Below are 17,444 nucleotides of genomic sequence, written 5' to 3' on the forward strand. Positions count from 1 at the left end.
CCGCGGAGCCTGCGCCGGGTCGTTCCCCCCCCGCCCCCAGCGCTCCAGCGGCCGCGGACCCGCGCCCGCCGGGCGCCCGCCCGGCCGGGGCCCGCCGCCGCCCGGCGCCGCCCCCCCGGCGCGGGCCTGTGGCCCCGCGTCGGTGTGTCCCGCCCAGGATCCGGTTGTTGGTCCGCCCTCCGCCTCCGCCTCCGTCGGTGGGCGGAGAGCTCCCCGGTTCGTCGTCTCCGACATGACCCCCCTCTTTCTTGACCGTACGTTCCAATATGAAGGCCGAAGAAAGGGGCGCCGTGAGGCGCCCTTGTCTTCCGGTCTCAGTCCAGCAGGGACAAGGCCTGCTCCGCCGCGTCGCGGACCCTGGCCGGGTCGCTCGACGCCTTGCCGACCAGTCGGATGCCCTGCATCAGGACGAGCAGCATCCGGGCCAGCGCCTGTGGATCGCGGTCCGCGGGCAGCTCGCCCTGGGCGCGGGCCCGGATCAGCGAGGCATGCAGCAGGGTCTCGATCTGCTCCCAGCTCAGCTCCACCCGCCGGGCCACGGCCCCGTCGTGCGGCCCCAGTTCCGCCGCCGAGTTGGTGATGAAACAGCCGTTCAGGCGCACCTCGTCCGTCGCCGCCTCGTCGGCGAAGCGGCGGACCAGGGCCCGGACGGGCGGCAGTGCGGGACCCGGCGCGGACAACTCCTCCATCATGACCGGGTCGTTCGCCCGGAGGTAGCGGTCCATGGCCTTCATGTACAGCTCGTGCTTGTTGCCGAAGGTGGCGTAGATGCTGGCGCGGCCGATCCCGAGGTGCTCGACGAGGTCCGACATCGTCGTCGCCTCGTAGCCGCGCCGCCAGAACAGCTCGAGCGCTGCCTGCAGCGCGGCCTCCGGATCGAACTCCTTGGTCCTGGCCACGCCCCCACCGTAGATCCACCTGGAACGCACGGTCAAGTAAAACTGGCGGACCGCACCCTCGGGGTCAGACCGCGTGGAGCGCGCCCTCGTGGATCCGGACCGGATACACCTCCACCGTGACCTCCTCGTCGTCCAGGCAGCGGCCCGTCTCCAGGTCGAAGCGCTGCTTCAGGAGCGGCGAGGCCACGAACGGCCGCCCGTTCGCCGACCCGAGCAGCCCGCGCGACAGCACCTGCGCCCCGGTGAACGGATCCCGGTTGTCGATCGCGTACGCGCGCCCCGACCGGTCCTTGAACAGCGCCACCTGCCGGCCGTCCGGCAGCAGCGCGGCCACGCCCCGCCCCGGCGTCAGCCGGGACTCCTCGCAGACCGGCATCCAGGCGTCGGGGGACGGGGACAGTTCGAGCTTCATGGCTTCAGACCCTTTCCAGGCGGGTTCCGATGGTGAGGACGGTCAGGTCCGGCTTGATCTGGTCGCGCTCGGGCACGAACTTCACCGACGGGTCCGGCGCGTCCGGCGCGTTCACGAACGCCACGAAGCGGCGCAGCCGGTCAGGGTCGTCCAGGGTCTGCGCCCACTCGTCCTGGTAGTCCGCGACATGGGCCGCCATCAGCGCCTCCAGCTCGTCGCAGAGCCCCAGCGAGTCGTGCACGACCACGTCCTTGAGGTGCTCCAGACCGCCATCGAGGCGCTCCAGCCAGGTCGACGTGCGCTCCAGACGGTCGGCGGTACGGATGTAGAACATCAGGAACCGGTCGATCAGCCGCACCAGTTCGGCGTCCGAGAGATCCTGCGCGAGCAGGTCCGCGTGGCGCGGGGTCGCACCGCCGTTGCCGCCCACGTACAGGTTCCAGCCGCTCGCCGTCGCGATGACGCCGAAGTCCTTCGACTGCGCCTCCGCGCACTCGCGGGCGCAGCCGGAGACCGCCGACTTGAGCTTGTGCGGGGAGCGCAGGCCCCGGTAGCGCAGCTCCAGCTGGATCGCCATCTTCACCGAGTCCTGCACGCCGTAGCGGCACCAGGTCTGCCCCACGCAGGACTTCACGGTGCGCAGCGACTTGCCGTACGCGTGTCCCGACTCGAAGCCCGCGTCGACGAGGCGGGTCCAGATCGCCGGCAGCTGCTCGACCCGGGCGCCGAACATGTCGATCCGCTGACCACCCGTGATCTTGGTGTAGAGCCCGAAGTCCCGGGCCACCTCGCCGATCACGATCAGCTTGTCCGGGGTGATCTCACCGCCGGGGATGCGCGGCACGACCGAGTACGAGCCGTTGCGCTGCAGGTTCGCGAGGAAATGGTCGTTGGTGTCCTGGAGGGAGGCCTGCTCGCCGTCCAGGATGTAGCCGTTGTTGAGGCTCGCGAGGATCGAGCCGACGGTCGGCTTGCAGATCTCGCAGCCCTCGCCGCCGCGCGCCTCGGGACGCCCGTGCGAGTCGAGCAGCGCCGCGAAGGAGGTCAGCCGCAGCGTGCGGGTGATCTCGTACAGCTCGCTGCGGGTGTACGAGAAGCAGGCGCAGAGCCCCTTGTCCTTCGGCTCCGGCAGCAGCTGCCCGATGAGCTTCACGCAACTGCCGCAGCCCGTACCGGCCTTGGTGCACTTCTTCACCTCGGGCAGCGTCTCGCACTGGGTGATGGCGTGCTTGGTGACGTTGTGGCACGAGCAGATGACGGCGTCGTCCGGCAGCGCGGACGGGCCCAGCGCGACCGGCGCGCCCGCGCCCGCCGGCAGGACCAGCTGCTCGGGGGAGACCGGCGGGACGGAGCCGGTGAGCGGCCGCAGCATCCCGTACGAGTCGGCGTCGCCGACGAGGACACCGCCGAGCAGCCTGCCCTCGCCGTCGATGACGAGCTTCTTGTAGACCCCGGAGCGGGAGTCGGAGTAGACGACGTCGAGGCAGCCCTCGGCCGTGCCGTGCGCGTCACCGAAGGAGGCCACGTCGACGCCCAGCAGCTTCAGCTTGGTCGACATGTCGGCACCGGTGAAGCCGTCCACGGCCTCGTCGGCGATCGTCGCGGCGGCCGTCAGCGCCATCTCGTAGCCGGGCGCGACCAGGCCGTACACCCGGCCGTCGGAGGCCAGCGCGCACTCGCCGATCGCGTACACGGCCGGGTCGGACGTCCTGCACCGCTCGTCCACCGCGATGCCGCCGCGCTCGCCGACCGTCAGTCCGCAGTCGCGCGCCAGCTGGTCGCGGGGGCGTACGCCCGCCGAGAACACCACCATGTCCGTGGCCAGTTCGGAGCCGTCCGACAGGCGCATCCCGGTGACCGCGCCGTCCTCGGTCACGACCTCCTGGGTGCCGGTGCCCGTGTGGACGCTCAGCCCCATCTGCTCGATCGTGCGCAGCAGCGCCGCGCCACCGCCCTCGTCGACCTGCACCGGCATCAGCCGGGGCGCGAACTCCACGATGTGCGTGTCGAGTCCGAGCCCCTTGAGCGCGCCCGCGGCCTCCAGGCCGAGCAGTCCGCCGCCGACGACCGCACCGGTCGTCGCGGTCTTGGCGTACTCCTCGATGGCCAGCAGATCCTCGATCGTCCGGTAGACGAAACAGCCGCGCGCGTCCTTGCCGGGGACGGGCGGCACGAAGGGGTACGAGCCGGTCGCCAGGACCAGCGTGTCGTACGGGATGACCTGCCCCGAGCGCGCGGTGACCGTACGGGCCTCGCGGTCGATCGACTCGGCCGGGTCACCGACGTACAGCTCGATGCCGTGCTTCGCCATGAAGCCGTCCTCGACCATCGAGAGATCGTCGGGGGTGCGGCCGTTGAAGTACGAGGTCAGCTGGACCCGGTCGTAGGCGGGGCGCGGCTCCTCGCAGAGCACCACGACGCGGGCGCGCTCGGTGACGCCACGGTCCGCCAGCGCCTCCAGGAAGCGCTGGCCGACCATGCCGTGGCCGACCAGGACGACAGTGGGGGTGTGCACGGGCGTGGTCGACATCTCAGGAGCCTCCGTCATGGGTGAGCAGGTGAAGCAGGGGAGCGGGCGGAAGGGCCTCGTCGCCCTCCCAGGCCCGGGCGAGCGCCCCGACCGCGGCGAGATCGCCGAGGAGCACGCCACCGACGAGGCGGTCGCCGCGGACGACGACCTTGCGGTAGGCGCGCCGGGTCGCGTCGGTCAGCTGCACGACGTCGTCGCCGGGCAGCGGGGTGGCCTCGCCGAAGGCGGCCAGGTCGAGCGCCTCCGGACCGCCCAGCGTGAGGCGGGTCAGGGCGCGGGTGCCGGTGTAGACGGGCCGGGGCGTCGCCTCCGGCGCGGTCGCCGCGGCCGGGAAGGCGGACGCCTCCGACAGGAGGAGGTCCGCCAGCGCGTCCGCCTGTTCCAGGGCCGGGCCGGCCAGGCCGTAGACCCGGCCGTCGTGTTCGGCGCAGTCGCCGATGGCGTGGACGTACGGGTCGGAGGTCCGCAGCTCGTCGTCGACGACGACGCCCCGGCGGACGTCCAGACCGGCGTCCCGGGCGAGCCCGACTCGCGGCCTGACCCCGCACGCGAGGACCACGACCTGGGCGTCGAGCACGAAGCCGTCGGCGAGCTCCACGGCCGTGACCGCGCCGTCCTCCTGGCGCAGGCCGCTGACCCGGCACTCGGTGTGCACCTCGACGCCGAGGGACTCCACGTGCTCCCGGAGCAGCTCCGAGGCGTGTGCGTCGAGCTGGCGTTCCATGAGCCGCTCGCCCTGCTGGGTGAGCACGACCTCGGCGCCGAGGGCCGCCAGCGCGCGGGCCGCGGAGACCCCGAGCAGCCCGCCGCCGATGACGACCGCGCGGACGCCGGGCCGGACGTGCTCCCGCAGCTCCAGGCAGTCGTCGAGCATGCGGAAGGGATGGACGCCCGACGGCAGCCGCGAGCCGCGCAGTCCGCGCAGCGGCGGCAGCACGGGGTTGGAGCCGGTCGCCAGGACCAGCCGGTCGTAGCCGACCGTCGTCCCGTCCTCGCACTCCACGGTCCTGGCGGCCCGGTCGATCCGCACCGCCCGCACCCCGCGCCGCACCGGCTCCTGCGGAGCGGGCAGCGCGATCACCTCCGGCGCGTACCGCCCGGCGAGGACGTCCGCGAGCAGCACCCTGTTGTACGGTGCGTGCGGCTCTTCGCCGAGGAGGGTGACCGGCAGGCGCTGGGCGAGCCGGGCGCCCGCCGTTCCGCCTCCGACCACCACGATCCGTGTACTCATGTCCCGAAGAGTGCGGGGCGGGTGTTACCCGTCGGCACCCCGTTTGTTTCCCCTGCGGAACGCTGATCTCAGACCTGCGGGCTTCGCACTGTGAGGCGGAAGGGTGTGAGGCTTAACCGGTGGTCAGAGTCTCCTCAAGGGGACCTTAAGGATCGCGGGAGAGCGGCTGACCTGGGGTTCTCGTATACGGGCGGACCCTAGTGTGCGGGTGTGACGACCGAGGTCAGTGAACCCCTCTTCGACGCGCGCCCGGCGGCGCGTCCGTTCCCACAAGCCCCCGCGGCCGCGCCCGCGCCCCGCCTCGCCCCCGAGCGGCTGCGCGACGCCGTCGTCGGCGGAGCCGGGGCGGTCGCCCTGCTGTGGGGGCTCCAGGCCGAGCCCTCCGCGCGTCTCGACGCCGTCTTCGCGACCGGCGCGCATCTCACCGGGCTGCTCGCCGGCTACGGCGTCCTCGTCATGCTGTTCCTGATGGCCCGCGTCCCCGCCGTCGAGCACGGTGTCGGCGCCGACCGGCTCGCCCGCTGGCACGCCCTCGGCGGACGGTACGTCCTCGGCCTCGTCGGCGCCCACGCGGTCCTCGCCCTCTGCGGATACGCCGTGCACACCCGTACCGACCTCGTCACCGCCACCCTCGGGCTGCTCTCCTACCCGGCGCTCGCCGCCGCCACCGCCGGCACCGTGCTCCTCGTCGCCGTCGGCGTCACCTCCGCCCGGGCGGCCCGTCGGCGGCTGCGGCACGAGACCTGGCGGGCGGTCCATCTGTTCAGCCATCTCGCCGCCGCCCTCGGCTTCGTGCACCAGCTCGCGGGACCCGACCTCGCGGGGAGCCTGCTCGCCGTCTGGGGCTGGTCGATGGCGCACGCGACCGTCGCCGTCCTCCTCGTCTGGTACCGGATCGTCGTCCCCGTCCGGCAGGCGCTGCGCCACACCCTGCGGGTGACCGAGGTGCGCGCCGAGGGCCGGGACGTCGTCTCGGTGACCATCCGCGGCACCGGCCTGGAGAGGCTGTGCGCCGAACCGGGCCAGTTCTTCCGCTGGCGCTTCCTCACCCGCAGGCTCTGGCGGACCGCGCTGCCCTTCTCCCTGTCCGCCCCCGTCCACGACGACACCCTGCGCATCACCGTCAAGGCGCTCGGCGACCACACCCGCCGGATCCGGCGCCTGCGCCCCGGCACCCGGGTTCTGGCCACCGGCCCGTTCGGCGCGCTCACCGCGCACCGCCGCACGCGCCGCAAGGTGCTGCTGCTCGCCGGGGGCGTGGGCATCACCCCGATGCGGGCGCTCTTCGAGACCCTGCCCGGCGGGCCCGGTGACGTGACGCTGCTGTACCGGGCCTCGGACGCGGAAGGCCTCGTCCTGCGCGAGGAACTGGAGCGGATCGCCTGCCGACGGCAGGCGGCCCTCCACTACCTCCTCGGCCCCTCCGATGCCTCCTTCGACCCCCTCGCGCCCCAGGCGCTGCGCAATCTCGTGCCCGACCTCGCCGCCCACGACGTCTATCTGTGCGGGCCGCCCGCGATGGCCCGCGCCGCCACCGACGCACTCGTCAGGGCCGGGGTCCCCGCCCGCCGCATCCACTCCGAGGACTTCAGCCATGACTAAGCACCGCGCGCCGCGCACCCGCGTCACCGTCCACGCGACCGACCGTGCCCGCCGGCGGCTCGCCGCCGGACTGCTCACCGCCGGCGCCCTCGCCGCGACCTTCCTGACGGCCGCCGTCGACCCGGCCGCGCCGCCCGCGCCGGACCGGGCGCCGACCGGCACAACCTCAGACGTAGCTCAACTCTCCAGGGATTGATGGACGGCACACCGATCTCCTCCCTAGGCTCGCGATCATGCCTGACATATCGCTCACCACCCTCGTCCTGCTCTGCGTCGCCGCACTCGTGGCCGGCTGGATCGACGCCGTGGTCGGCGGGGGAGGGCTCCTTCTGCTGCCCGCGCTGCTGCTCGGGCTCCCGCAGGCCGGGGCCGCGCAGATCCTCGGCACCAACAAGGCCGTCGCGATCGTGGGCACGACCGGCGCCGCCGTCACGTACGTACGCAAGGCACCGGTGCAGGTGAAGACGGCGGTACGGATCGGGCTCGCGGCCCTCGCCGGCTCCATGGGCGGCGCGTTCTTCGCGGCCGGGATCAGCAGCGACGTACTGCGCCCCGTGATCATGGTGGTGCTGGTCGGCGTGGCCGCGTTCGTGATGCTGCGGCCGTCCTTCGGGACCCAGGCGGAGGACAAGGCGCCCGTGACCCGGGCCCGGGTCGTCACCGCGATCGTGCTCGTCGGCGGCGGGATCGGCTTCTACGACGGGCTGTTCGGTCCGGGCACCGGCACCTTCCTGGTCCTCGCGCTCACCGCCGTGCTCCATCTCGACCTGGTGACCGCCTCCGCCACCGCCAAGATCGTCAACGTCTGCACCAACGCCGGCGCGCTCGCGATGTTCGCCTACCAGGGCAGCGTGCTGTGGCAGCTGGCCGCCGTCATGGCCGTCTTCAACCTGGCCGGCGGGATGATCGGGGCGCGGATGGCGCTGAGCAAGGGCGCGGAGTTCGTCCGCGGCGTGCTGCTGTTCGTGGTGTTCTCGCTGGTCGCGAAGCTCGCCTTCGACCAGTGGAGCTGACGGCGGCCGATCAGCGCACGCCGATGAGGTGGGCGAAGGCCACCACGTTCCCCTGATAGCCGGACTTCTCGGTGAACCCGCCGCCGCAGGTGATCACCCGCAGTTCGGCCCGGTCCTTCTCCCCGTAGACCCGCTCGTCCGGGAAGTCCTCGTTCTCGTACACCTCGATGGCGTCGATCGTGAAGACGGCGGTACGGCCGTCCTGCCGGTCCACCTCGATCCTGTTGCCCTTCTTGAGCGCGCCGAGCGCGTAGAAGACGGCCGGGCCCCGCGCGTTGTCGACGTGGCCGGCGACGATCGAGGTGCCCTCGGCGCCGGGCGTGGTGCCGCCCTCGTACCAGCCGGCCAGATTGCGGTCGCTCGCCGGCGGCACGTCGAGCGCGCCGTCCGGGCTCAGCCCGAGCCCCGTCATGGGCGCGTCGACGTCGATCTCGGGGATGCGCAGCCGGACGGGGGCGGAGGGCGGCAGCGGGTCGGCGGCGGCGTCGGTGTGCGCGTTCGGCCCGGCGGCGAACGCCTCGGCGGCCGACGGGACCGGCGGGGTGACGTTCTCCGAGCCGTTCTGCACGAGCCAGATGCCGACGCACGCGGCGATGGCTATGCCCCAGCCCTTGGTCCTGCTGCTCACGGTCTGCCCTCTCGGGGTGGTGCGGGGGTGGTGGCGGGAGGGGATGTGGCCCTGCCCCCGCCGGGCCCCGTGGGGGCGCGGCGGGGGCAGGGCACGGGCGGTACGCCCAGGGAGCCCGGGCAGGAAGCCCGGGAGCAATCCCTAGTCGTCCTGCGCGCCGCTCGCCCGGCGGCGCAGGAGCCAGGTACCGCCGACGGCAGCCGCGGCCAGCACCGCCGCGCCCGCCGTGATCTGGGCGGTGTCGGGTCCGATGCTGCCCCCGACACCGGTCTGGACATGCCCGCTCGGGCTCTTGTGCTTGACGACGAGCTCGCCGCGAGCGGTCTTGCCGTTGTCGCAGGCGACGCTGATGCCGAACGTGCCGGCCTTGGCGTGGTGCGGAACCGTGAACTGACCGACCACGACCTCCTTGTGCGTGCTCGGATTCAGCTGGAACTCGCCCGCGCCGAGGGAGTTCGCGTCCCCGACGCCGTGCCCGTGCGCACCGCAGGCGAGGGTGTTGACGGTGACGGTGGTGCCGGGGGTGGCGGAGGACGGATAGACCTCCAGGGCCTCGTGGTCCCCTGCGTACGCCGCCGGCGCGGCGAAGGCACCGATCGCGGCGACCGTCAGCGCGGTACCGGTGAGCAGACGGGCAGTGGTGCGCATGGGGTCCTCCGGGGCGCGAGCGGACGTGCCGGAGGTCTCCCGAGAGGGACTTCCCGGGACCTGCCTCCTAGGGCCGACGTAAGCGCCGCCGTGCGTCCCGCGCCTGCTGATGGAGGATCAGAATTACGCCGTCCGATGCGGTGTGTCGCCTGGCGGACCGACGTTCACGCAGGTCGGGGCGGGTTACGAGGCGTCAGCCCGGGCCCCGTGCCGAATGGGTGACGGGCCTCCCCGGTGCGACTTGCGTGCGGGCCTACAGCTCGTCCCACGGCACCGACGCGTAGGCCGTGTACACGCGGTCCATCAGCTTCTCGTCCACCTCGACGTCCACGCCGTCGATCCCGCCGACCGGCGAGATCCCCCGGGAGTTCGTCACGAAGGCCGCGTGGAAGCCCGCGAGGTCGTCCCGGGTCACCCGGCGCCGTACCGATTCCAGGCGGGACTCCAGCAGGGTCATCGTGATGCCGTGCAGGCAGGGGGCCGACGGCCAGACCAGTGACGTGCCGTCCCAGAAGGCGATGTTGGTGACCGCTCCCTCGGCGATCTCGCCGTCCGGGGACGTCAGCAGCGCCTCGTCGAAGCCCTCGCGCCGCGCCGCCTCCCCGTAGTACGTCTGGCCGAAGCCGCCCACGTGCTTGATGTGGGGCGCGGGCCGCCCGTACACGACGGACTTCAGCCGCTGCGGGGTCGGGACGTGGGTGTACGGCTCCCGCACGGTCACCACGGTCCGGGTGCCTCCGGCGAGGTCCGGGTAGACGTACACCCGCGCCGCCGCGTCCCGCCGGCCCGCCGATTCCAGGGCGCCGCGCAGCAGCGCCCGTACGCGCTCCCCGTCCACGCCCTCGTCGAACAGCTCCCGGCTGGCACGGTCGAGGCGGGCCAGATGCAGATCGAGGCCCTGCACGCGCCCGTCGCGCACCTGGGCGGCCGTGAAGTGGCCGTAGCCGGTCAGAACGCTCGCGAGGAGGGCGGGGTCGGTGGCGGGGGAGCCGTCGATCTCGATGTGCTGGGCAGGGGTCGTCATGCCCTCACCGTATGCGCCGAACACATACGGAGAGTCGAGGCTTGACCTCAACCAAACTTGAGGTACCAAGATCCTCGGCATGGACATCACGAACTCCGCGAACTCCCCCGTTTCCACCGACTCCGCCGACGTCACGCCGCTCAGGCTCGCCGTCATCGTCGCCAGCAACCGCGAGGGCCGCTTCGGCCCCGTCGTCGCCGACTGGTTCCTCGGCCGGACCGTCGAGCGCGACGACTTCGCCGTCGACGTCGTCGACCTCGCCGAGGTCGACCTGCCGACCTCCCTCTCGTACAACCCGGACCCCGCCGTCCGCGACGAACTGGCCAAGGTCTCCCCGGTCCTCGCCGCCGCCGACGCCTTCGTCGTCCTCACCCCCGAGTACAACCACTCCTTCCCCGCCTCCCTCAAGTCCCTCATCGACTGGCACGGCTCCGAATGGCACGCCAAGCCCGTCGGCTTCGTCTCGTACGGCGGGATGTCCGGCGGACTGCGCGCGGTCGAGCAACTGCGCCAGGTCTACGCCGAGATGCACGCCGTGACCGTCCGGGACACCGTCTCCTTCCACAACGCCCACGGCCACTTCGACGAGGACGGGCGCCACAAGGACCCCACCCGCCCCGACGCCGCGGCCAAGTCGATGCTCGACCAGATCGCCTGGTGGGCGCACGCGCTGCGCAACGCCAAGTCCATCCGCCCGTACGCGGCTTGAGGGGGCACGGGATCCATGCTGCTTCGACTCGTCGGCGGCCGGCTGCGGCCCTACCGGCGCACCCTGGCGCTGGTCGTCATCCTCCAACTCGTCCAGTCCCTCGCCTCCCTCACCCTGCCCACCCTCAACGCCGACGTCATCGACAACGGAGTCCTGCGCGGCGACACCGGCCATGTGCTGGCCGGCGGCGGCCTGATGGCCGCCGTCACCCTCCTCCCGGCCGCCGCGGCGGCGGCCGCCGTCTACTTCGGCGCGAAGATCGCCATGGGGATCGCGCGTGACCTGCGCGCTTCGGCCTTCCGCCGCGTCCAGGACTTCTCCGCCCGCGAGATGAGCCGCTTCGGCACCGCCTCCCTCATCACCCGCACCACCAACGACGTCCAGCAGGTCCAGACGTTCGCCGTGCTCGTCCTGACGATGCTGGTGGCGGCGCCCCTGATGTGCGTCGGCGGCATCGTCATGGCCCTCGACCAAGACGTCCCCCTCGCCCTGCTCCTGCTGCTCTTCGTGCCGCTCATGGCCGGGGGCGTCGGCGTCCCCGTGCTGCGCATGAGGCCGCTGTTCCGCGGGATGCAGGAGCGCGTCGACCGGGTCAACCGCGTGATGCGCGAACAGATCACCGGCATCCGGGTCGTCCGGGCCTTCGTCCGCGACCGGCACGAGCAGCGGCGGTTCGGCGCCGCCAACGACGAACTGCGCGAGGTCGGACTACGGGTCGGCAGGCTCCAGTCCGTGATGTTCCCGATCGTGCTGATCGTCTGGGAGCTCGCGACCGTCGCCATCATCTGGGCCGGGGCCCACCGGATCGAGTCCGGCGCCCTGCAGGCCGGTTCGCTCATCGCGTTCCTCGGCTATCTGCTCCAGATCATGATGTCGGTGATGATGGTCCTCTTCCTGATGATGCACATGCCCCGCGCCGAGGTCAGCGCCGAACGCATCCAGGAGATCCTCGCCACCGAGCCGTCCGTCACCCCGCCTGCCGCGCCCGTCCGGGAGCTGCGCGAGACGGGACGACTGGAGATCCGCGGCGCCGACTTCAGCTACCCCGGCGCCGAGGAACCCGTCCTCCGCTCGGTGAGCCTCACCGCCCGCCCCGGCCGTACCACCGCCGTCATCGGTTCCACCGGCAGCGGCAAGACCACCCTCCTCGGGCTCGTCCCGCGCCTCTTCGACGCGACCGGCGGCGAGGTCAGGGTCGGCGGCGTCGACGTCCGCGACATGGACCGCACCCTGCTCGCCCGTACCGTCGGACTCGTCCCGCAGAAGCCGTACCTCTTCTCCGGCACGGTCGCGAGCAATCTGCGGTACGGAAAGCCCGAGGCCACCGACGAGGAGCTGTGGCACGCCCTCGAAGTCGCCCAGGCCGCCGACTTCGTGCGGAACCTCCCCGAGGGACTCGACGCGCCGGTCGCCCAGGGCGGCACCAACCTCTCCGGCGGCCAGCGCCAGCGCCTCGCCATCGCCCGGGTCCTCGTCGCCCGCCCCCGGGTCTACCTCTTCGACGACTCCTTCTCCGCGCTCGACTACAGGACCGATGCCCTGTTGAGAGAAGCCCTCGCCCGAGAGACCTCCGACGCGACCGTCGTCATCGTCGCCCAGCGCGTCTCCACCATCCGCGGCGCCGACCGGATCGTCGTCCTCGACCAGGGCCGGGCCGTCGGCAGCGGCACCCACGAGGAACTCATGCGGGACAACGCCACCTACCGGGAGATCGTCCTCTCCCAGATCACCGAGGAGGAAGCAGCGTGAGCGCCCCCCAGCGCCGGGGACCCGCCGTCCAGCAGCGCGGTCCCGGCATCGGCACCCCCTCCCTCGAACGGTCCCTCGACTTCCGCTCCTCCGGCCTGCGGCTGCTGCGCACCATGGCACCCGAACGCCCGCGGCTGCTCGCCGTGTTCGCCGCCGCGGCGGTCGGCGTCACGCTCGCCGTCCTCAGCCCGATGATCCTCGGCCACGCCACCGACCTCGTCGTCTCCGGCGCTGCGAGCCCGGCCGGCGTCGACTTCCCGGCGGTCGCACGGGTCCTGGCCGCCGCCCTCGCCCTGGTCGTCGTCTCGGCCGGACTCAACTGGCTCCAGCAGCGGCTCGCCACGACCGTCGTCCAACGGGCCGGCCACCGGCTGCGCGAGGAGGCGCAGCACAAGCTCGCCCGGCTGCCGCTCTCGTACTTCGACCGGCAGCCGCGCGGCGAGGTCCTCAGCCGCACCACCAACGACATCGACAACATCACCCAGACCCTCCAGCAGGCCTTCAGCCAGATGGTCCGGGCGCTGCTCACCCTCGTGGGCGTGCTGGTGATGATGTTCTGGATCTCCCCGCTGCTCGCCCTGGTCGCGCTGGCGACCGTCCCCGTCTCGCTGCTCGTGGCCGCCCGCATCGGCAAGCGCGCCCAGCCGCAGTTCGTGAAGCAGTGGGCCGTCACCGGGCGCCTCAACAGCCATGTGGAGGAGATGTTCACCGGCCACGCGGAGGTCGTCGCCTTCGGGCGGCGCGACGAGGCGGTGGCACGCTTCGACGAGCTCGGCGAGGAGCTGTACGCGGCGAGCTTCCGCGCCCAGTTCATGTCCGGCTTCATCCAGCCGGCCCTCACCTTCGTCGGCAACGTCAACTACGTCCTGATCGCCGTGGTCGGCGGGCTCCGGGTGGCGAGCGGGACGCTGACCGTCGGTGACGTGCAGGCGTTCATCCAGTACTCGTACGAGTTCAACGGCCCGATCACCCAGGTCGCGGCCATGGCCAATCTGCTCCAGTCCGGAGTCGCCTCCGCCGAGCGGGTCTTCGACCTCCTCGACGCGGAGGAGGAGTCCCCGGCGCCCGCCGGAGCGCGGCGCCCCGAGACCGTGACCGGCCGGGTCTCCTTCGACAAGGTGGCCTTCCGCTACGAGCCGGAGAAGCCGCTCATCGAGGACCTGTCGCTGACGGTGGAGCCCGGCCAGACGGTCGCCATCGTCGGCCCGACCGGCGCGGGAAAGACGACGCTGGTGAACCTGCTGATGCGGTTCTACGAGGTGACGGGCGGACGGATCACCCTCGACGGGGTCGACGCGTCGGCGATGTCACGGGAGGACCTGCGGTCCGGAATCGGGATGGTGCTCCAGGACACCTGGCTGTTCGGCGGCACGATCGCCGACAACATCGCGTACGGAGCCGGCGGGAAGGTCGGCCGCGAGCGGATCGTCGAAGCAGCCATGGCGACCCACGCCGACCGGTTCATCCGCACCCTGCCCGACGGCTACGACACGGTCCTCGACGAGGACGGCGCCGGTCTCAGCGCCGGTGAGAAGCAGCTGATCACGATCGCCCGGGCGTTCCTGTCCGACCCGGTGATCCTCGTCCTCGACGAGGCGACCAGCTCCGTCGACACCCGCACCGAGGTACTCATCCAGAAGGCCATGTCCTCCCTCCGGGAAGGCCGCACCTCGTTCGTCATCGCCCACCGGCTCTCCACCGTCAGGGACGCGGACGTGATCCTGGTGATGGAGGACGGCTCGATCGCCGAGCAGGGCACGCACGAGGAGCTCCTGGCGGCGGGCGGAGCCTACGCCCGGCTGTACGCGGCCCAGTTCGCGGCGGTGGCCTGAGTACGGTGAGGGGGTGACCCTCGCATTGACCGTACTCACCACCACCGACAGCGCCGCCAAGGCACAGGAGCTCGCGCGCGGGGCGGTCGAGGCCCGCCTCGCCGCCTGCGCGCAGATCTCCGGGCCCGTCACCTCCGTCTACCACTGGCGGAAGGCGATCGAGACGGAGGAGGAGTGGCAGGTCCTCTTCAAGACGACCGAGGCCCGTTACGAGGCCCTGGAGGCCCACCTGCTGGCCGTGCACGACTACGACACCCCCGAGATCGTCGCCACGGCGGTGGTCCGCGCGTCGGCCGCGTACCTGGAGTGGATCGAGGCCGAGACGACGGCGGCGTCCGCGCGATGACCGAGCTGCCGTTCTTCGTCTACGGCACGCTGCGGCCGGGCGAGTACAACCACGACCGGTTCCTCCTCGGCCGTACGGCGGTGGAGGAACCGGCCCGGCTGCCGGGGGCGTTGCTGTACGACGGGCCCGGCTATCCGTACGCCGTACCGGGTGAGGGCCTGATCGCGGGAGACCTGGTGACCGCCGCACCCGGTGCGTACGGCGAACTGCTCGCCGCACTCGACCTGGTGGAGGGCGGCGCCGGCTACGAGCGGGCGGAGCGCTCGGTCGTACGGCTCCGGGACGGGACGGCCGTCCCCGCCTGGGTCTACTTCGCGGCGCCCGGCACTCCGTACGGCCCGCTCATCGGGGGCGGGGACTGGCGGGCTCGAGGCGGACCGCGCACACCTTGAACTCGGGCATCCGGGAGACCGGGTCGAGGGCGGGGTTGGTGAGCGTGTTCGCCCGGCCCTCGCCGGGCCAGTGGAAGGGCATGAAGACGGTGTCCGGCCGGATGGCGGTGGTCACCCGGGCGGGCGCCACCGACCGGCCGCGCCGCGAGACCACGGCGACCCGCTCGCCGTCGGCCACCCCGAGCCGCTCCGCGAGCCGCGGATGCAACTCGACGAAGGCGCCGGGCGCGGCCGCGTTCAACTCGTCGACCCGCCGGGTCTGCGCCCCTGACTGGTACTGCGCGACGACCCGCCCGGTCGTCAGCACGATCGGGTACTCGGCGTCCGTCTCCTCCGCGGCGGCCCGATGCACGACCGGCACGAACCGCGCCCGCCCGTCACCGGTCGCGAACCGGTCGAGGAAGAGCCGGGGGGTACCGGGGTGGGGCCGGGCCTCCGCGGTCGGCTCCGGGACGGCGGTCGGCGGGTGGGCGCCGGTGTGCGCGGTCCCGGCCCGCGCCGCGGCGCCGGGTTCCGGCACGGCGCCCTCCGCGGCCTCCGCCGGGAGGCCGCCTGCCGGCCCGGCCCCCGTCGTCGGCTCCGGGTCTTCCGGGCACGGCCAGAAGACGCCGTTCTCCTCGCGGATGCGGCGGTAGCTGATGCCGGAGTAGTCCGCCGGGCCGCCGGCCGAGGCGCGGCGGAGCTCGTCGAAGACCTCCTCCGGGTCCGTGGGGAAGCCCTTCTCCCAGCCGAGCAGACCGGCCAGCGCGTGCAGCACCTCCAGGTCGGTGCGGACCCCCTCCGGCGGGGTGAGGGCCCGTTCCCGGAGCAGCACCCGGCCCTCCAGGTTCGTCGTGGTCCCGGTCTCCTCCGCCCACTGGGTCACCGGCAGCACCACGTCCGCCAGTTCCGCCGTCTCCGACAGGACCACGTCCGCGACGGCCAGGAAGTCCAGCGAGCGGATCCGCTCCTCGATGTGCGCGGCGCGCGGCGCCGAGACGACGGGGTTGGAGCCCATGAGGAGCAGGGACCTCACCTCGCCGCCCAGCGCGTCGAGGAGTTCGTACGCGCTGCGCCCCGGGCCCGGCAGCGACTCCGGGGCCACTCCCCACACCTTGGCCACATGGGCCCGCGCCGCCGGGTCGTCGAGCTTGCGGTAGCCGGGGAGCTGGTCGGCCTTCTGGCCGTGCTCCCGGCCGCCCTGGCCGTTGCCCTGGCCGGTGAGGCAGCCGTAGCCGGAGAAGGGCCGGCCGGCCCGCCCGGTCGCGAGACAGAGGTTGATCCACGCGCCGACCGTGTCCGTCCCCTTCGACTGCTGCTCCGGGCCCCGCGCGGTGAGCACCATCCCGGTCTCCGCGTCGCAGAACATCCGCATCGCGTCCCGCAGCAGCGGCACGGGCACACCGGTGATCCGCTCGACCAGCTCGGGCCAGTGCGCCATCGCGCCGGCCCGGGCCGCCTCCCAGCCGTCCGTGCGCTCCCGGACGAACTCCTCGTCGACCCGGCCCTCGGCGACGACCAGGTGCAGCAGCCCGAGGGCGAGCGCGAGGTCGGTGCCCGGGCGGGGCGCGAGATGGAGGTCGGCGTGCTCGGCGGTGCGGGTGCGGCGGGGGTCGACGACGATGAGCTTCCCGCCGTTCTCCTTCAGCTCGGTGAGGTAGCGCAGCGCGGGCGGCATGGTCTCGGCCAGGTTGGAGCCGACGAGGATCACGCAGCCGGTGCGGGGGATGTCCTCCAGCGGGAAGGGAAGCCCCCGGTCGAGCCCGAACGCCCGCTGGTGCGCGGCCGCGGCGGACGACATGCAGAAGCGTCCGTTGTAGTCGATCTGCGAGGTGGCGAGGACGAGCCGGGCGAACTTGCCGAGCGTGTACGCCTTCTCGTTGGTGAGGCCGCCGCCGCCGAAGACCCCCACGGCATCGGGTCCGTGGTCGGCGCGGGTCCGGCGCAGCCCATCGGCGACGGCGGCGAGTGCCTCCTCCCAGGTGGCCGGCACCAGGGCACCCGTGTCAGGGCATCGGACCAGGGGCCCGGTCAGCCTGACCCGGGAGGAGAGTACGGCCGGGGCGGTGCGGCCCTTGCCGCACAACGCGCCCCGGTTGACGGGGAAGTCGGTCCGCTCCACCACCTCGACGGAGGCGCCCTTCGGGCTCAGTGACATGCCGCACTGGAGCGCGCAGTAGGGGCAGTGCGTGGGGGTGGTGACAGCCTCGGACATGCGGAAATCATGAGACGGGCGTGTTACGGGAGGCAGCGCGCCGCATTACAAGTCCTGCGCGTTCTGCTCCTCCGCGCACGGCTCCCGGGGTGAGGCCCGGAGGCGTCCGGTGGATCAGCCCCTGATCCACCGGACACCGTCTAGTAGTGCTTCGTTACGTGGGGTGATCTCGCCTGGTGGTGGGCATCTTTCGGCTATGAGGCTTGGGGAGGTGGAACGGCTCCGTGGTGAGTTA

At 72.6% G+C, this 17,444-nt stretch carries 16 protein-coding genes; 8 read left to right on the forward strand and 8 right to left on the reverse strand.

Annotated elements, in window-relative coordinates:
• Window positions 1–314: 314 nt before the first annotated feature.
• The 4 genes from ACFVZW_RS13825 to ACFVZW_RS13840 form a co-directional block, all read right to left on the reverse strand.
• Window positions 315–899: a TetR/AcrR family transcriptional regulator gene (locus ACFVZW_RS13825; protein WP_384520557.1), complete on the reverse strand. Its 585-nt coding sequence runs from the start codon at window positions 897–899 to the stop codon at window positions 315–317.
• Between the two features lie 64 nt (window positions 900–963).
• Window positions 964–1,311, reverse strand: coding sequence for a nitrite reductase small subunit NirD (gene nirD, locus ACFVZW_RS13830; protein WP_384520559.1), 348 nt, complete (start codon window positions 1,309–1,311; stop codon window positions 964–966).
• A 4-nt stretch (window positions 1,312–1,315) separates the two neighbouring features.
• Complete coding sequence (gene nirB / locus ACFVZW_RS13835; RefSeq protein ID WP_384520563.1) at window positions 1,316–3,841, reverse strand: nitrite reductase large subunit NirB; 2,526 nt, start codon at window positions 3,839–3,841, stop codon at window positions 1,316–1,318.
• Window position 3,842: 1 nt separating this feature from the next.
• Window positions 3,843–5,072 (reverse strand): NAD(P)/FAD-dependent oxidoreductase, encoded by a 1,230-nt coding sequence (locus ACFVZW_RS13840; protein WP_384520565.1) that lies wholly within the window; start codon window positions 5,070–5,072, stop codon window positions 3,843–3,845.
• Window positions 5,073–5,282: 210 nt separating this feature from the next.
• On the opposite strand from ACFVZW_RS13840, the gene ACFVZW_RS13845 reads away from it, so the two are divergent.
• Genes ACFVZW_RS13845 through ACFVZW_RS13855 form a run of 3 tightly spaced genes read left to right on the forward strand, consistent with a single transcriptional unit; the run spans window position 5,283 to window position 7,687 of the window.
• A complete protein-coding gene (locus ACFVZW_RS13845; protein WP_384520567.1) occupies window positions 5,283–6,674 on the forward strand; it encodes a ferric reductase-like transmembrane domain-containing protein in 1,392 nt (463 codons plus the stop codon).
• The gene (locus ACFVZW_RS13850) at window positions 6,667–6,870 is read left to right on the forward strand and encodes a hypothetical protein (RefSeq protein WP_384520569.1); all 204 of its coding nucleotides are present in this window, start codon (window positions 6,667–6,669) and stop codon (window positions 6,868–6,870) included. The genes ACFVZW_RS13845 and ACFVZW_RS13850 overlap by 8 nt, the downstream gene beginning before the upstream one ends.
• Before the next feature lie 37 nt (window positions 6,871–6,907).
• The gene (locus tag ACFVZW_RS13855; RefSeq protein WP_384520571.1) at window positions 6,908–7,687 is read left to right on the forward strand and encodes a TSUP family transporter; all 780 of its coding nucleotides are present in this window, start codon (window positions 6,908–6,910) and stop codon (window positions 7,685–7,687) included.
• A 10-nt stretch (window positions 7,688–7,697) separates the two neighbouring features.
• On the opposite strand, the gene ACFVZW_RS13860 is transcribed toward ACFVZW_RS13855, so the two are convergent.
• From ACFVZW_RS13860 to ACFVZW_RS13870, 3 genes are all read right to left on the reverse strand, one after another.
• Window positions 7,698–8,315 (reverse strand): class F sortase, encoded by a 618-nt coding sequence (locus ACFVZW_RS13860; protein WP_384520573.1) that lies wholly within the window; start codon window positions 8,313–8,315, stop codon window positions 7,698–7,700.
• 141 nt (window positions 8,316–8,456) lie between these two features.
• Window positions 8,457–8,963 carry a hypothetical protein gene (locus ACFVZW_RS13865; protein WP_384520575.1) on the reverse strand — a complete coding sequence of 169 codons (507 nt, stop codon included), beginning with the start codon at window positions 8,961–8,963 and terminating at the stop codon, window positions 8,457–8,459.
• Between the two features lie 253 nt (window positions 8,964–9,216).
• Window positions 9,217–9,987, reverse strand: a complete 771-nt coding sequence (locus ACFVZW_RS13870; protein WP_384520577.1) for an aminotransferase class IV — start codon at window positions 9,985–9,987, stop codon at window positions 9,217–9,219.
• Window positions 9,988–10,066: 79 nt separating this feature from the next.
• Between ACFVZW_RS13870 and ACFVZW_RS13875 the strand changes: the two genes are divergently transcribed.
• From ACFVZW_RS13875 to ACFVZW_RS13895, 5 genes are read left to right on the forward strand one after another with little or no spacing between them, the layout of a single operon-like run.
• Window positions 10,067–10,696, forward strand: coding sequence for an NADPH-dependent FMN reductase (locus ACFVZW_RS13875; protein ID WP_384520579.1), 630 nt, complete (start codon window positions 10,067–10,069; stop codon window positions 10,694–10,696).
• 15 nt (window positions 10,697–10,711) lie between these two features.
• Complete coding sequence (locus ACFVZW_RS13880; RefSeq protein WP_384520581.1) at window positions 10,712–12,445, forward strand: ABC transporter ATP-binding protein; 1,734 nt, start codon at window positions 10,712–10,714, stop codon at window positions 12,443–12,445.
• A complete protein-coding gene (locus ACFVZW_RS13885) occupies window positions 12,442–14,277 on the forward strand; it encodes an ABC transporter ATP-binding protein (protein ID WP_384520582.1) in 1,836 nt (611 codons plus the stop codon). The genes ACFVZW_RS13880 and ACFVZW_RS13885 overlap by 4 nt, the downstream gene beginning before the upstream one ends.
• A gap of 13 nt (window positions 14,278–14,290) precedes the next feature.
• Window positions 14,291–14,623: a divalent-cation tolerance protein CutA gene (gene cutA, locus ACFVZW_RS13890; protein WP_384520584.1), complete on the forward strand. Its 333-nt coding sequence runs from the start codon at window positions 14,291–14,293 to the stop codon at window positions 14,621–14,623.
• On the forward strand, window positions 14,620–15,015 hold the full coding sequence (locus ACFVZW_RS13895) for a gamma-glutamylcyclotransferase family protein (protein ID WP_384520586.1): 396 nt from the start codon (window positions 14,620–14,622) through the stop codon (window positions 15,013–15,015). Before cutA ends, ACFVZW_RS13895 begins: the two co-directional genes overlap by 4 nt.
• Here the strand turns inward: ACFVZW_RS13895 and ACFVZW_RS13900 are convergent.
• A complete protein-coding gene (locus ACFVZW_RS13900; RefSeq protein WP_384520588.1) occupies window positions 14,966–17,209 on the reverse strand; it encodes a molybdopterin oxidoreductase family protein in 2,244 nt (747 codons plus the stop codon). The two genes, ACFVZW_RS13895 and ACFVZW_RS13900, sit on opposite strands and share 50 nt — an antisense overlap.
• Window positions 17,210–17,444: the final 235 nt, after the last annotated feature.

Origin of the sequence: Streptomyces sp. NPDC059567 (assembly GCF_042735655.1) — a bacterium.
Taxonomy (GTDB): Bacteria; Actinomycetota; Actinomycetes; order Streptomycetales; family Streptomycetaceae; genus Streptomyces.